Annotated in this window: 12 protein-coding genes; 4 read left to right on the top strand and 8 right to left on the bottom strand. The window is 74.2% G+C overall.

The features are described 5' to 3' along the window. Window positions 1-43 precede the first annotated feature (43 nt). Window positions 44-1,087, top strand: a complete 1,044-nt coding sequence (locus ACZ3X1_RS24415; RefSeq protein WP_467280967.1) for a S66 family peptidase — start codon at window positions 44-46, stop codon at window positions 1,085-1,087. 34 nt (window positions 1,088-1,121) lie between these two features. On the opposite strand, the gene ACZ3X1_RS24410 is transcribed toward ACZ3X1_RS24415, so the two are convergent. After that, window positions 1,122-1,757: a class I SAM-dependent methyltransferase gene (locus ACZ3X1_RS24410; protein ID WP_467280966.1), complete on the bottom strand. Its 636-nt coding sequence runs from the start codon at window positions 1,755-1,757 to the stop codon at window positions 1,122-1,124. 117 nt (window positions 1,758-1,874) lie between these two features. Between ACZ3X1_RS24410 and ACZ3X1_RS24405 the strand changes: the two genes are divergently transcribed. Next, entirely contained in the window at window positions 1,875-2,630 is a 756-nt protein-coding gene (locus ACZ3X1_RS24405; RefSeq protein ID WP_356810495.1) for a Clp protease N-terminal domain-containing protein, read from the top strand. Here the strand turns inward: ACZ3X1_RS24405 and ACZ3X1_RS24400 are convergent. Both ACZ3X1_RS24400 and ACZ3X1_RS24395 read right to left on the bottom strand, forming a co-directional pair. Continuing rightward, window positions 2,584-3,741 carry an AI-2E family transporter gene (locus ACZ3X1_RS24400; RefSeq protein ID WP_356810510.1) on the bottom strand — a complete coding sequence of 386 codons (1,158 nt, stop codon included), beginning with the start codon at window positions 3,739-3,741 and terminating at the stop codon, window positions 2,584-2,586. The genes ACZ3X1_RS24405 and ACZ3X1_RS24400 overlap by 47 nt on opposite strands. 329 nt (window positions 3,742-4,070) lie before the next feature. Then, window positions 4,071-4,265 carry a DUF3046 domain-containing protein gene (locus ACZ3X1_RS24395; protein ID WP_030650223.1) on the bottom strand — a complete coding sequence of 65 codons (195 nt, stop codon included), beginning with the start codon at window positions 4,263-4,265 and terminating at the stop codon, window positions 4,071-4,073. An 81-nt stretch (window positions 4,266-4,346) separates the two neighbouring features. Here ACZ3X1_RS24395 and ACZ3X1_RS24390 point away from each other — a divergent pair, with 81 nt between their 5' ends. Beyond that, entirely contained in the window at window positions 4,347-5,405 is a 1,059-nt protein-coding gene (locus ACZ3X1_RS24390) for a hypothetical protein (protein ID WP_467280965.1), read from the top strand. Here the strand turns inward: ACZ3X1_RS24390 and ACZ3X1_RS24385 are convergent. From ACZ3X1_RS24385 to ACZ3X1_RS24370, 4 genes are all read right to left on the bottom strand, one after another. Then, a complete protein-coding gene (locus ACZ3X1_RS24385; protein WP_030664986.1) occupies window positions 5,374-5,682 on the bottom strand; it encodes an AzlD domain-containing protein in 309 nt (102 codons plus the stop codon). The two genes, ACZ3X1_RS24390 and ACZ3X1_RS24385, sit on opposite strands and share 32 nt — an antisense overlap. Then, window positions 5,679-6,368, bottom strand: coding sequence for an AzlC family ABC transporter permease (locus tag ACZ3X1_RS24380; RefSeq protein ID WP_467281060.1), 690 nt, complete (start codon window positions 6,366-6,368; stop codon window positions 5,679-5,681). The genes ACZ3X1_RS24385 and ACZ3X1_RS24380 overlap by 4 nt, the downstream gene beginning before the upstream one ends. Then, a complete protein-coding gene (locus ACZ3X1_RS24375) occupies window positions 6,263-7,039 on the bottom strand; it encodes a DUF2716 domain-containing protein (protein WP_467280964.1) in 777 nt (258 codons plus the stop codon). The genes ACZ3X1_RS24380 and ACZ3X1_RS24375 overlap by 106 nt, the downstream gene beginning before the upstream one ends. Window positions 7,040-7,562: 523 nt before the next feature. Further along, window positions 7,563-8,402 carry an AraC family transcriptional regulator gene (locus ACZ3X1_RS24370; protein ID WP_467280963.1) on the bottom strand — a complete coding sequence of 280 codons (840 nt, stop codon included), beginning with the start codon at window positions 8,400-8,402 and terminating at the stop codon, window positions 7,563-7,565. An 80-nt stretch (window positions 8,403-8,482) separates the two neighbouring features. Between ACZ3X1_RS24370 and ACZ3X1_RS24365 the strand changes: the two genes are divergently transcribed. Then, window positions 8,483-13,072 (top strand): ATP-dependent helicase, encoded by a 4,590-nt coding sequence (locus ACZ3X1_RS24365; protein ID WP_467280962.1) that lies wholly within the window; start codon window positions 8,483-8,485, stop codon window positions 13,070-13,072. Here ACZ3X1_RS24365 and ACZ3X1_RS24360 read toward each other — a convergent pair whose 3' ends face one another. Then, window positions 13,073-13,780, bottom strand: coding sequence for an NADPH-dependent F420 reductase (locus ACZ3X1_RS24360; protein ID WP_356810499.1), 708 nt, complete (start codon window positions 13,778-13,780; stop codon window positions 13,073-13,075). It abuts the gene before it with no gap. Window positions 13,781-13,877: the final 97 nt, after the last annotated feature.

Below are 13,877 nucleotides of genomic sequence, written 5' to 3'. Positions count from 1 at the left end.
CCATTGCCGGGGCGCGCAGCCGAACGGCTCATACGATCACCGCATGATCGAATTCCTGTATCCGCCCAAGCCCCGCCCGGGGGACCGCGTCGCGATCCTGTCGCCGTCCTCCGGGCTGCCGGGCCTCTTCCCCCTCCCCTACGAACTGGGGCTGCGCAGGCTCCGTGAAGACTTCGGGCTGGAACCGGTGGAGTACCCGACGACGCGGAAGATGGGCGCCACGCCCGAGGAGCGGGCCGCGGACGTCCACGCCGCCTTCGCGGACCCCGACATCAAGGCGGTGATCGCCAGCATCGGCGGCGACGACCAGATCACCGTCCTCCCCCACCTGGACGCCGACCTCCTGCGCGCCAACCCCAAGCCGTTCCTCGGCTACAGCGACAACACCAACCTCCTGCTGTTCCTGCGGAACCTGGGCATGGTCGCCTACCACGGCGCCTCGGTGATGGTCGAGCTCGGCCGACCCGGCGCGGTGCACCCGGCCACCGCGGCCTCCCTCCGGGCGGCGCTGTTCACCTCGGGCGCCTACGAGCTCAACCGGTCGGGCGAGTACGGGGACGAGAACCGGCCCTGGGAGGACCCGAGCACCTTCGAGTCCGAGCCGGTGATGGAACGCTCCTACGGCTGGACCTGGCACAACGGCGATCGCGTGGTCGAGGGCGCAGGCTGGGGCGGCAACCTGGAGATCCTCGCCTGGATGATGGCGGCCGACCGCGAGGTGCTGCCCGCCGAGTCGTACGCCGGCGACGTGCTCTTCCTGGAGACCTCCGAGGAGATGCCGCGCGCGGAGGAGGTCTACCGCATCCTCCGGAACATGGGCGAGCGCGGCCTGCTGCGGCAGTTCCCCGCGCTGCTGATGGGCAGGGCGAAGAGCTGGTCGTTCGAGAACCGGTTCGATGCCGGGCAGAAGGAGCGGTACCGCGAGGAGCAGCGCGGGGCCGTCCTGCGCGCACTGCGACAGTACGCCCCCGACACCATGGCGGTCTTCGACGTGGACCTCGGCCACACCGACCCGCAGCTCGTGATCCCCGTGGGCGGGCGGATCCGGGTGGACGGGCCGGCCCGGCGGATCACCGTCACCTACTGAGCCGTACCTGCTGAGCCCGTTCCCCACAGAGCCGTCACCCGTCCGACCGGGGCGAGAGCGCGACGCCGAGCGAGTCGGCGGCGAAGGGCTTCGGCGCGCGCTCCTGGTAGAAGACGTCGAGCTCCGTGACCGTGAAGCCGGCGGCGGTCAGCAGCTCGACGGTCGGCCGGGTGAGGTGGCAGCCGCCGCACAGCCGCTTGTGCAGCGGTTCGATCCGCCGCTGCCAGCGGCGCACGCCCGGGTCTCCCGCCGGTGCGAGTCCGTGCTCCAAGAAGTGCAGCCGGCCCCCGGGTTTGAGTACGCGCCGCACCTCGCGCAGCGCCGCCACGGGGTCCGGGATGGTGCACAGCGTCCAGGTGGACAGGGCGGCGTCGAAGGCGGCGTCCTCGAAGGGCAGCGACTGACCGTCCGGACCGGCCCGCCGCACGGGGACCCGTGAGGCGCGTACCCGGTCGGCGGCGAGTTCCCACCCCAGGTCGGAGGGCTCGATCGCGGCCACGCCGGTGACGCCCGGCGGATAGAAGGGGACGTTGTGGCCGGTGCCGAAACCGATCTCGACGACCTCCCCGGCCAGGCCGGCACAGACGCGGCGCCTGAGCGGCCGGGCCGACTGCGCCCCGCAGGCGAGGTCGACGATCCGCGGCACGACCCGTTCGGCGTAGAAACCCATCACAGCCTCCGTCTCGAAAGTTCCCAGCATGGCACCGGTGGCCGGGCCGGGCGCCGAACGCCACCGACTGACAACCTGAGGTTGACACCCTCTAAGTGTCAACCTAGGGTTGCACCTATGACGAACCCTTCGGTGGAACCCGTTCGCATGACCCATCCGGTACGCCTCGACGACCTGATCGAGGCCATCAACAAGGTCCACACCGACCCCCTGGAGCAGCTCAGCGGCGCCGTCGTCGCGGCAGAGGCCCTCGGGGACGTCGCGGACCACCTCATCGGCCACTTCGTCGACCAGGCCCGCCGCTCCGGCGCCTCCTGGACCGACATCGGCCGCAGCATGGGCGTCACCCGCCAGGCGGCCCAGAAGCGCTTCGTGCCCAAGGCGGACAAGGAGGGCGCGGGCGGTCTCGACCCGAACGCGGGCTTCGGCCGCTTCACCCCCCGCGCCCGCAACGTGGTCGTGACCGCGCAGAACGAGGCCCGCGCCGCCGGCAACACCGAGATCAGCACCGAGCACCTGGTCCTGGGCCTGACGGCCGAGGCCGACGGGCTCGCGGGGCTCGCCCTGCGCGCCCAGGGGGTCTCGCCGGAGGACGTACGGGCCGCCGCGGCCGCCGTGCTGCCCCCGGCCCAGGCGGAGGTCCCCGACCTCGTCCCCTTCGACGCCTCGGCGAAGAAGGCCCTTGAGCTGACCTTCCGGGAGGCCCTGCGCCTGGGCCACGACTTCGTCGGCACCGAGCACATCCTGCTCGCGCTCCTGGAGCTGGAGAACGGCGAGGGCGTACTGAGCGGCCTCGGAGTGGACAAGTCCGCCGTCGAGGCGAGCGTCAACGAAGCCTTGGCAGTCGTACTCGGCGGCGAGGACGGGAAGTAGAGGAGTCCGCGTCCCGCGTCAGCTCGTAGCGCTTGACGTACGCACCGAGGAAGGCCTGCAGCGTGGCGACGGCCGGGATCGCGATCAGCGCCCCGACCGCGCCCAGCAGGGCGGTGCCCGCGATGACCGATCCGAAGGCCACCGCCGGGTGGATGTCGACGGTCTTGGAGGTCAGCTTCGGCTGGAGCACGTAGTTCTCGAACTGCTGGTACACCACCACGAATCCGAACACGTACAGCGCGTACCAGGGGTTGACGGTGAAGGCGAGCAGGACCGGCAGCGCGCCCGCGAGATAGGTGCCGATGGTGGGGATGAACTGCGAGACCAGTCCCACCCACACGGCGAGCGCGGGCGCGTACGGCACCCCGAGGACCGCCAGCACGATGTAGGTCGCGACACCCGAGATCAGCGCCATCAGCCCGCGCGAGTAGAGGTAGCCGCCCGTCTTGGCGACGGCGATCTCCCAGGCGCGCAGCACCTCGGCCTGCTTGGCGGGCGGCAGTACGGAGCACAGCGCGCGCCGCAGGCGCGGTCCGTCGGCGGCGAAGTAGAAGGAGAACAGACCGATCGTCAGCAGCTTGAAGAGGCCGCCGAGCACCTGGGCGGAGATGTCGAGCACTCCGGACGCGCTGTTCTGCACGTACTTGCGCAGCCAGTCGGAACGCAGCACGCTCTCCTGGATCTCCACCCGGGACAGCTCGGTGTGGAAGGTGGAGTTGATCGCTTTGATCACTGCGTCGATGTAGCCGGGGAAGCCCTCGACCATGGCGACGATCTGCCCGGCGAGCAGCGAGCCGAGCAGCGTGAGGAAGCCGGCGGTCACCGCGAACACCGCGAGGAACATCACGAAGGTGGCGAGCCCGCGGCGCATGCCGGCGGCCGCCATCCTGGCGACCGCCGGTTCGATGGCGAGCGCCAGGAAGAACGCGATCAGGATGTTGACGAGCAGCCCGATCAGCTGGTGGAAGGCCCAGCTGCCGAGCTGGAAGCAGGCGACGAGGGCCAGTACGAGGACCACCGCGCGCGGCAGCCAGCGCGGCATGCGCTCCTCTCCGCCGGTGGGCGGACCCTCGGCCGGGGGTTGGCCGGGGCCGGCGGGGTCCTGCGGCAAGGCGGGATCGGCGGGCCGGGCCGCCGCCGTGCCCGGCGCGCCCGCGCCTGCCGCGTCCCGTTCCGGTTCCGGGCCGGAGGCGACCGGTACGGCGGAGGCGGCGTCCCGGTCGGCAGCCCGGGGCGCCGGCAGCGCGCCCTGGACGGCTACGGGCTGGTCGGTCGTCTCTTCGGTGGCTCCCACGCCGCCAAGTCTGTCCCACCGACGGCCGTGCAGCGAAAAACGCGTCCCTCAGCACACTCCCAGCCCCCAGGGAGTGTCCGCAAGGTCGCGTCGGCCGCCCGGAGGGCGGGCGCGCAGGCGGACTTTGCGCATACGACGGAGGGGCGTCAGCGGAGCGAGGCCGGCACGTCCATCGCCGAACACACCGCGCGCCACACGTCCTTGGCCTCCCAGCCCGCCTCCAGCGCCTGGTGGACGGTCCGGCCGCCCAGCTCCGTCATGACGTGGTCCCGTGCGAAGGAGTCGGCGTAGCCGGCGCCGAAGTGCTCGGCCATCCGCTCCCAGAAAATCGTCAACCGCATGCCCCCAGTATCCCGCCCCGGGAGAGTGCACCGGCGGCGTTCGCCCGGCGACCCCTCGTCGACGCGTCCTACGTTGCACGCATGCCCGGAGACGAAGCTTCCCCGCAGAGCCCGCGATCCCCGCGATCCCCGCGCCCCCCACGGCCCCCCGCGCACACCCCGACCGCCCTGCCCGCCCCACCCACCCCTCGGCCCCCTTCGGACCCGCTGCCCGTGCTGGACCGCGCCGAGCGTTTCATCTGGCTCACGGCCCGCGTGCTGGAGCAGCGCCGGTTCGCGTTCCACTTCCTCGACGGGGACGCCGACCCGGTGGACACCGCGCTCGGCTCGTACCTCAACCCGGACGGGGGCTACGGTCACGCTCTCGATCCGGATCTGCGCGGCCCGCTGAGCCAGCCCCTGCACACCGCGCACGCCCTGCGCGTCCTGGACGGCCTGGGCCGCTGCGCCGGACAGCGCATCGAGCGGCTCTGCCGCCACCTGACGGGGGTCTCCACCCGGGACGGCGCGCTTCCGGTGGTCTTCCCGACGCCGCACGACTACCCGGCGGCCCCGTACCACCCGATGCACGACGACCCGCCGGGCGAGCTCCTGACCACCGGCCCGGTCGTCGGCCTGCTGCACCGCAACCGCGTCTGGCACGCCTGGCTCTTCCGGGCCACGGACTTCTGCTGGGACCGGGTCGAGAACCTGCACCGCACGCACCCGTACGAGGTCCAGAGCGCCGTGGCGTTCCTGGACGGCGTCCCCGACCGTGCGCGTGCGGCGGCGGCCGCAGACCGGCTGGGACGGCTGGTGCGCGAGCAGCGGCTCGTGGTGCTGGATCCGCGGCGGCGAGCGGAGTACCCGCCGGCTCCGGGATACGCGCCGGGCGAGCAGCTGTTCCCGCACGACTTCGCGCGGCGGCCGGAGTCGCCGGCCCGCGGCTGGTTCACGGACGAGGAGATGCGCCGCTCGCTGGATTTCCTGGCCGCCGCGCAGCAGGCGGACGGCGGCTGGCCGGTCCGCCGCGAGGCCTGGGCCCCGGGGAGCTCCCTGGAGCGGCGGCCGATCGCGACGCTGGAGGCATTGCTGACGCTGCGGGCCTACGGCCGCCTGCCGGCGCGGGTCAGCCGCCCAGGGCCCGTACCCCCGCGGTGACGACGACGGCGGCCGCGACGACGACCAGGAACGGGGCTCGCAGCAGCAGCGCGAGCCCGGCCGCGGCCAGCCCGGCGGCGCGGGCGTCGACGACGAGCGCGGACCCGGTGCTGAAGGTCTGCTGGGCCGTGAGGGCTGCGAGCAGCGCGACCGGCAGCAGTGCGGCCAGGCGGCGCACCAGCGGCCGCTCCAGGGCCCCGGCGGGAACGAGCAGCCCCGCGTACTTCACGGCGTAGCAGCCGACGACGGTGAGCCCGATGGCGATCCACACGTTCACGAGCGGCGTCCCTTCATCCACAGCACGACGGGGGCGGCCAGGGCCGCGATCAGCACGGGCACCCCGGCGGGCAGCACGGGCAGGAATCCCAGCCCGAGGACGAGCGCGAGGGCCGCGACCGCCCGCTCGGTGGCCGTCTTCAGCATCGGCGCGAGCAGGGCCAGGAACACGGCGGGTCCGGCGGCGTCCAGCCCCCAGGCCCTGGTGTCGCCGATGGCCTCGGCCCCGAGCGCGCCGAGCAGGGTGGTGATGTTCCACAGTGCGTAGAGGGTGAGCCCGGTGACGGTGAAGCCGAGCCGCGCCGACTTGCGGTCGGGCTGCGCCAGCGCCACGGCGGTGGTCTCGTCGATCACCCAGTGCGCGGCGAGGGGGCGTACGGCGCGCGGCAGCCGGAGCAGCTGCGACAGGCGCAGGCCGTAGAAGGCGTTGCGGGTCCCGAGGAAGAAGGCCCCGGCGGCGGCGGTGAACGGGTTCCCGCCCGCCGCCAGCGCCCCGACCAGGGCGAACTGCGAGGCCCCGGTGAAGACGAGCAGGCTCAGCACGCAGGCCTGCAGGGTGCTGATGCCGGCTCCTGCCGCGGTCACGCCGAAGGCGAACCCGGACAGGCCGACGGCGACGCCGACCCCGAGCGCGTCCCGTACGACCGCGGCCCGCGGCCGCCCGCCGGACGCGGGTGTCTCTCGTATCTCTGGCTCTGTGACCAGCTGCTTCTCTCCCACACCCCCGAAACTACGCCGGGCCGGGCCGGATGGTCTTGTACGTTCTTGCGCGCTCCCGGCGTCAGTCGCGCCGCCGCACCGGAGCCCCGAGGAGCGCGGTCAGCTCGCCCTCGACGGCGGTGAGCAGCGGGGCTCCGAAAACGGTCAGCGTCTCCTCCCAGGGGTGTGGCGAAGGTTCCGAACGCCAGGGCGGGGTGGAGGTAGAGGAAGTAGTCCCCGTTCGGGTAGACCTCTCCGGGCCGGTCCGGTGCGCCGGGAGAGCCGATTCGGCGGGGGTCGAAGGTGTAGCCGGTGTGCTGCCAGTCCAGCCAGGCCAGTCGCTCGCCCGGCCCGGTGAGGGCCCTCAGCGCGGGTCGCACGACCAGGTCCAGCTCGTCGGGGAGCGTGCTCGTCAGACGCCAGGTGGCGCAGGGCGCGGGGGCGGCGAAGCCGGGGCAATTCCGGGTGCCGGGTCCGAAGCCGAACTCGTGCTCAAGCCGGTCCCACAGCAGGTCTTCGGCCCGTCGGCCGATCAGGCCGACGGGCCTGTCCGTCGCCGGGTGGCCCGGCGGGTCCCAGGAGTAGGTGCGTACGGTGCCCAGCTCGGCGAATCCGGCCGCGAGCAGGCCCGTGCGCAGCTCTCCCGCCGCCTCGGCCACGCAGTGCAGTACGGCGGCGTCGCGTTTCCCCCACGGGCATCCGCCGTCGGCCTCGAAGTCGGCGAGCGCCGAGGCGTGCGGACCGGAAGCGGGGGCGAGCGTGCGCGCCGCCTCCCACCACGGGTCCCCGTCGCCGCCGCCGGGTGCACCCCTGCCCCCGGCTCGGCCCGCCGGGGCGGTCCGAACAGGTCGAGCGCAGCTGCCAGCAGCGACCGCCGGGGCCCGGCCGTGAACCCGGCGGCGGCGAGCTCATCGCCCAGACCGGCGGGATCGTGTCCGTACACCTTCCAGTGCGCGGGCTCGCCGCATAGGGCGAAGGCTGCCCGTTGTCGCCGCACCGGCCCCGCGCCGGGGGGCCGTGGCAGCGGCCGGTGCTCCACCGTGCCGTGCGTGCCGTAGTGCGTACGGACGAAGGGGCTGTCGCGCTCGACCACCGCGCCGGGCGGGGGCCACTCGGGCACCCGGCCCCTGAGCTGCGCGTCGTGCAGTGCCAGTACTCCCCCGAGGTCCAATGGGGCGGAGCCTAACCGGCCCGCTCCCGCCGGTAGGCCCCCGGCGGGACCCCCACGATGCGGGTGAAGTGCCGGTTCAGGTGGGGCTGGTCGGTGAAGCCGACGGCTACCGCCGCCTCCGCCGGAGGGGTGCCCGCGTCGAGCAGCCGGCGCGCCCGCCGGACCCTGGCATCGGTCAGCCAGGTGTGCGGCGGCATCCCGTACCGCTCCCGGAAGGCCCGCAGGAGGGCGAAGGGGCTCGTGCCCAGCTCCGCCGCGAGCTGCTCCAGGGACGGCGGGTCGGCGAGGCGCTCCTCCAGTACGGCACGGGCCGCCGCGGCTTCCGGGCCGCCGGTGCCGGGGACCGTGCGGGCGGGCAGCGGTCCGGCGTACCGGGTCAGCATCCGGGCGACCACACCCCGCAGGAGCGTGTCGGCGGCCAGCGCGTTCCCGGCCTCGGCGGCCCGGTGCACCTCGGTGATCGTGCGCGAGGCCTGCGGGTCGGCGACGATGTCGGCGGTGAAGCCGGGGGTGCCGCGCAGCGTGCCGATCTCGGCCGCGACCTCGGCGATCAGGCCGCTGGACGGGTAGAGGGTGGCGTACGCCCACCCTTCGGGCGCCCCGGCGCGCGCCGTGTGGGGCACCTCGGGGTTGATCAGGACCACGCTGCCCGGTCCGGCGCGGACGATGTGGCCGGGCAGGCCGACCTCCTCGATGCCGCCGGTGACGGCCGCGATGACGTAGCCGTCGTGCGCGTGGCGCGGGAAGGTGTGGCGCACGTAGTGGGCGCGCAGCAGGTCGAGCCCGGGCAGTTCCGGGTACTGCCAGTGCCGGGCCCACTCCCCGCGGCCTTCGCCCTTCCCCATCCCCATCCCCCCATTCTGCGCCCCCGCGCCGACGGGTGTTTGCCCAGGTCCGGGGCGTTGTCAGTGGCGGGGTGCACGATGGGGGCATGGCAGGCGCAGCGCTCGACTCGTTCTCCCCCGCGACCCGCTCCTGGTTCACGGGGGCCTTCGTCGCGCCCACCAGCGCGCAGGAGGGTGCCTGGCGGGCGATCGGGGAGGGTTCGGACGTGCTGGTGGTGGCCCCCACCGGCTCCGGCAAGACCCTGGCCGCGTTCCTCGCAGCCCTCGACCGGCTGGCCTCGACCCCGCCGCCCGCCGAGTCGAAGAAGCGCTGCCGGGTGCTGTATGTGTCGCCGCTGAAGGCCCTGGCCGTCGACGTCGAGCGCAATCTGCGCAGCCCGCTCACCGGGATCCGGCAGGAGTCCGTCCGCCTCGGGCTGCCCGAGCCGGACATCCGGGTGGGGATCCGCTCCGGCGACACCCCCGCGGCGGAGCGGCGGGCGCTGGCCACCCGGCCGCCGGACATCCTGATCACCACCCCCGAGTCGCTGTTCCTGATGTTGACCTCGGCGGCGCGCGAGGCGCTGGCCGGGATCGAGACGGTGATCGTGGACGAGGTCCACGCGGTCGCCGGGACCAAGCGCGGCGCGCACCTCGCCGTGTCCCTGGAGCGGCTGGACGAGCTGCTGCCGCGGCCGGCGCGCCGGATCGGGCTGTCGGCGACGGTCCGGCCGGTGGAGGAGGTGGCCCGGTACCTCGCGCCGCGCGGCAGGGTGGAGATCGTCCAGCCGCCGTCGGACAAGGAGTTCGACCTCTCCGTGGTCGTCCCGGTGCAGGACATGGGCGAGTTGGGCGGCTCCCCCGCGACGGAGGGCCGGGAGGGCGGGGACAGGCCGTCGATCTGGCCGCATGTGGAGGAGCGGATCGCGGACCTGGTGCAGGCGCACCGCTCCACGATCGTGTTCGCCAACTCCCGTCGCCTCGCCGAGCGGCTGTGCAACCGGCTCAACGAGATCGCGTACGAGCGGGCCGTCGGCGAGAAGCTGCCCGAGCACTCCTCGCCGGCCGAGGTCATGGCCCAGTCGGGCGCGGCCCTGGGCGCCCCTCCCCTGCTGGCCCGGGCGCACCACGGCTCGGTGTCCAAGGAGCAGCGGGCGCTGGTGGAGGAGGACCTGAAGGCGGGCCGGCTGCCGGCCGTGGTCGCCACCTCCAGCCTGGAGCTGGGCATCGACATGGGCGCGGTGGACCTGGTGGTGCAGGTGGAGTCCCCGCCGTCGGTGGCGTCCGGGCTCCAGCGGGTGGGCCGGGCCGGGCACCAGGTGGGCGCGGTCTCCACCGGGGTGGTATTCCCCAAGTACCGGGGCGACCTGGTGCAGGCGGCCGTGGTCACCGAGCGGATGCGGACGGGCGCGATCGAGTCCCTGCGCATCCCCGCCAACCCCCTCGACGTCCTGGCGCAACAGCTGGTGGCCATGGTCGCGATGGACACCTGGCAGCTGGACGAGCTCCTCGCGCTGGTGCGGCGGGCGGCGCCGTTCGCGGCGCTCCCGGAGTCGGCGTTCACGGCGGTGCTCGACATGCTGGCCGGCCGCTATCCGTCCGACGCCTTCGCCGAGCTGCGACCGCGCGTGGTGTGGGACCGGGTGGCGGGGACGGTCACCGGACGGCCGGGGGCCCAGCGACTCGCGGTCACCTCCGGCGGCACGATCCCGGACCGCGGGCTCTTCGGGGTCTTCCTGGCCGGCTCGGACCCGAAGAAGGGCGGCGGCCGGGTCGGCGAGCTGGACGAGGAGATGGTCTACGAGTCCCGTATCGGGGACGTCTTCACACTCGGCACCACGTCCTGGCGCATCGAGGACATCACCCGCGACCGGGTCCTGGTCACGCCCGCCCCCGGGGTGCCGGGCCGGCTGCCGTTCTGGAAGGGCGACCAGCTCGGCCGCCCGCTGGAACTGGGCCGCGCGGTCGGGGCGTTCCTGCGCGAGCTCGGCGCCCTCTCCGAGGAGGACGCCCGGCTGCGGCTGGTGGCGGCCGGCCTGGACGCCTGGGCCGCGGAGAACGTGCTGGCGTACCTGGCCGAGCAGCGCGAGGCCTGCGGCCACGTCCCGGACGACCGGACGATCGTGGTGGAGCGGTTCCGCGACGAGCTGGGCGACTGGCGGGTCGTGGTCCATTCTCCGTTCGGCGCGCAGGTGCACGCTCCGTGGGCGCTGGCCCTCGGCGCCCGCCTCGCCGAGAAGTACGGCATGGACGCGCAGGTGATGCACGCCGACGACGGCATCGTGCTGCGTCTTCCCGACGCGGACCTGCTGTCCATGGACCTCCTGGACCACGACCCGGCGGGAGCCCCCTCCTTCGAGTTCGACGACGAGCAGGCGCCGCTGGGCGCCGCCGACGTCGCCTTCGACCACGGGGACGTCAATCAGATCGTCACCGACCAGGTGGGCGGCTCGGCGCTGTTCGCCTCCCGCTTCCGCGAGTGCGCGGCCCGCGCGCTGCTGCTGCCGCGCCGCAGCCCGGGCCGCCGCACCCCGCTGTGGCAGCAGCGCCAGCGGGCCTCCCAACTGCTCCAGGTGGCTTCCGAGTTCGGATCCTTCCCGATCGTGCTCGAAGCCGTACGCGAATGCCTGCAGGACGTCTTCGACGTCCCCGGCCTGACCGAGCTGATGGGAGACATCGAGTCGCGCCGGGTCCGGCTGGTCGAGGTCACCACCCCGGAGCCCTCCCCCTTCGCCCGTTCCCTCCTCTTCGGCTACGTCGCCCAGTTCCTCTACGAGGGCGACTCCCCGCTGGCCGAGCGCAGGGCGGCCGCGCTGTCACTGGACTCCCGGCTGCTGGCGGAGCTGCTCGGCCAGGCGGAGCTGCGCGAGCTGCTCGACGCGCAGGTACTGGAGGAGCTGGAGCGGGAACTGCAGTGGCTCACCGAGGACCGGCGGGCCAAGGACACCGAGTCGGTGGCCGATCTGCTGCGCCTGCTGGGCCCGCTGACGCAGGACCAGCTGACGGCGCGCGGCGCGGATCCGGCGTGGGCCCAGGAGCTCGCCGCGGCCCGCCGGGCCATCCGGGTCCGGATCGGCGGCGCGGACCACTGGGCGGCGATCGAGGACGCGGGCCGGCTGCGGGACGCCCTGGGCACAGCACTGCCCGTCGGCGTCCCGGAGGCGTTCACCGAGCCGGTCAAGGACCCGCTGGGGGACCTGCTGGCCCGGTACGCGCGCACCCACGGGCCGTTCACCACGGCCGCCGTGGCCACCGCCTTCGGTCTGGGCGCGGCCGTGACCGAGGGCGCCCTGAACCGTCTCGCGGCGGCGGGGCGGGTGGTGCAGGGCGAGTTCCATCCGGCGGGCATCGGCCAGGAGTGGTGTGACGCGACGGTGCTGCGCCGGCTCCGCCGCCGCTCCCTGGCCGCGCTCCGCCAGGAGCTGGAGCCGGTCCCGCCGACCTCGCTGGCCACGTTCCTGCCCCAGTGGCAGCACCTGGGCGGAGCCCTGCGCGGCCTCGACGGCCTGGCCCGGGCGGTCGAGCAGCTCCAGGGCGCCCCGGTCCCGGCGTCCGCGCTGGAGCGGCTGATCCTCCCGTCGCGGGTGGCCGGATACTCCCCCGGCCTGCTGGACGAACTGACCACTACGGGCGAGGTGGTCTGGGCGGGGGCCGGAGGCCTGCCGGGCAAGGACGGCTGGGTGTCCCTCTACCTGGCGGACGCCGCCCCGCTGCTCCTGCCGCCGCCGCATCCGCTGGAGCCGAGCCCCTTGCAGCAGGCGGTCCTGGCGGCCCTCTCGGGCGGATACGGCCTGTTCTTCCGGCAGATCTCGCAGGCGGTCCGCGCCGAGTTCCCCGAGGCGTCGGACCTCGCCCTCTCCGAGGCGGTGTGGGACCTGGCCTGGTCGGGCCGGCTCACCAACGACACCCTCGCCCCGCTGCGCTCGCTGCTCGGTTCGGGCCGTACGGCGGGGGCCACGGCGCACCGGGCCCGCCGCACCGTCCCGCGCGGCCGGTACGGCACGCTGAGCGCGACGGCGTCCCGTACGGGCCCGCCCACGGTCTCCGGGCGCTGGTCGCTGCTGCCGTCCCCGGCGCCCGACCCGACGCACCGCGCCCACGCCCTGGCCCGCACCCTGCTGGACCGGCACGGGGTGGTGACCCGCGGCGCGGTCGCCGCGGAGGGCGTGGAGGGGGGCTTCAGCGCGGTCTACCGCGTCCTGTCGGCCTTCGAGGACAGCGGGCAGGCCCGTCGGGGCTATGTGGTCGAGGGGCTGGGCGCGGCCCAGTTCGCGATGGACGGCGCGGTGGACCGGCTCCGGGCCGCCGAGCGCACCCCGCCCCCGCTGGCGGCGGTGGTCCTGGCCGCCGCCGACCCGGCGAACGCGTACGGCGCGGCCCTGCCCTGGCCCGAACCCCCGGCCGGCGCCACCCACAAGCCGGGCCGCAAGGCGGGCTCCCTGGTGGTGCTGGTGGACGGCGAGCTCACCCTGTACCTGGAGCGCGGGGGCAAGACCCTGCTGGCCTGGCCCGGCCCGGAGGACCCGCGGCTGACGGCGGCGGTCGCCGCCCTCGCCGCCGGCTGCCGCTCGGGGACCCTGCCGGCGCTGACGGTGGAGCGGATCAATGCCGCGGCCGCGCTCACCTCGCCCCTGGGGCCCCCGCTCGAATCCGCCGGGTTCCATGCCACACCTCGGGGGCTGCGCCTGCGGCAGTGATCAGCGCATGACCTTGACACCGAAGCGGCCACCGCCGAGCGCGAACTGGATGGCGCTGTGCATGTGGGCGTACATCTCCATGCCCCGGGCGCTCACCAGCGGGCCGAGGTCCAGGACGTCCTGCCAGCCGTAGGACCGCAGCAGCTCGGTGACCTCCGCCTTCGCGTCGGCGTGCTCGCCCGCGATGAACATCGTGTGGTCACCGCCCGCCACGCCCCTCGGGTCGACGACGGTCTCCTGCTCCTGGGTGACGCACGCCTTGACCACCTTGGCGTCCGGCAGGGCGCGCTGGATCCGCTCGCCCAGGCTGTCGTGGTCGACCGGGTCCAGGGCGGGCATCACACCCCACGGGGTCGGCCAGGGGTGGGCCTGTTCGGGGTTGTAGACGTACGGGACGGCGTAGTCCATCAGGGTCTTGCCCGCCAGGTGCCTGTCGATGCCTTCGAGCACGCGGACGGCGTTGGCGCCGTCGATCCCGTTGATGACGAAGTGGGCCGCCGCGGCGGCCTCTGCGAAGCTCCGCAGCTCGATGCCCGGGTAGTCCGCGAGCCACTGGCCGAAGGGCTCGACCCCCATGAAGTCCGGTTCGGTGCGGCCCAGGGTGACCTGGGAGTCGCGGGTGCCCACGTACACCTCGTGGCCGAGGCTCAGCAGCTTGGCGGCGTGTGCCCGGCCGCCCGCGCCGGTGCCGAGGACTGCGATCTTCATGGTGTCGCTCCGTTCTGGCTGATGCGTCTCATCCCCTCCGGCTCACTCGTCCACCGTTCCGCACCCGGAAGGAGCCTGACCACAGTGACCGAGAAGG

This window comes from Streptomyces sp. NPDC023541 (assembly GCF_055559995.1).
Note: the sequence above shows the minus strand (reverse complement) of the source record. Positions and strands in the feature narration are given on the sequence as shown.

Bases quoted from the DNA above. Each gene is read 5' to 3' on its own strand.
- ACZ3X1_RS24415 (WP_467280967.1), top strand. From the start codon at position 44: ATGATCGAATTCCTGTATCCGCCCAAGCCCCGCCCGGGGGACCGCGTC.
- ACZ3X1_RS24410 (WP_467280966.1), bottom strand. From the start codon at position 1,757: ATGGGTTTCTACGCCGAACGGGTCGTGCCGCGGATCGTCGACCTCGCC.
- ACZ3X1_RS24405 (WP_356810495.1), top strand. From the start codon at position 1,875: ATGACGAACCCTTCGGTGGAACCCGTTCGCATGACCCATCCGGTACGC.
- ACZ3X1_RS24395 (WP_030650223.1), bottom strand. From the start codon at position 4,265: ATGCGGTTGACGATTTTCTGGGAGCGGATGGCCGAGCACTTCGGCGCC.
- ACZ3X1_RS24390 (WP_467280965.1), top strand. From the start codon at position 4,347: ATGCCCGGAGACGAAGCTTCCCCGCAGAGCCCGCGATCCCCGCGATCC.
- ACZ3X1_RS24370 (WP_467280963.1), bottom strand. From the start codon at position 8,402: ATGGGGATGGGGAAGGGCGAAGGCCGCGGGGAGTGGGCCCGGCACTGG.
- ACZ3X1_RS24365 (WP_467280962.1), top strand. From the start codon at position 8,483: ATGGCAGGCGCAGCGCTCGACTCGTTCTCCCCCGCGACCCGCTCCTGG.
- ACZ3X1_RS24360 (WP_356810499.1), bottom strand. From the start codon at position 13,780: ATGAAGATCGCAGTCCTCGGCACCGGCGCGGGCGGCCGGGCACACGCC.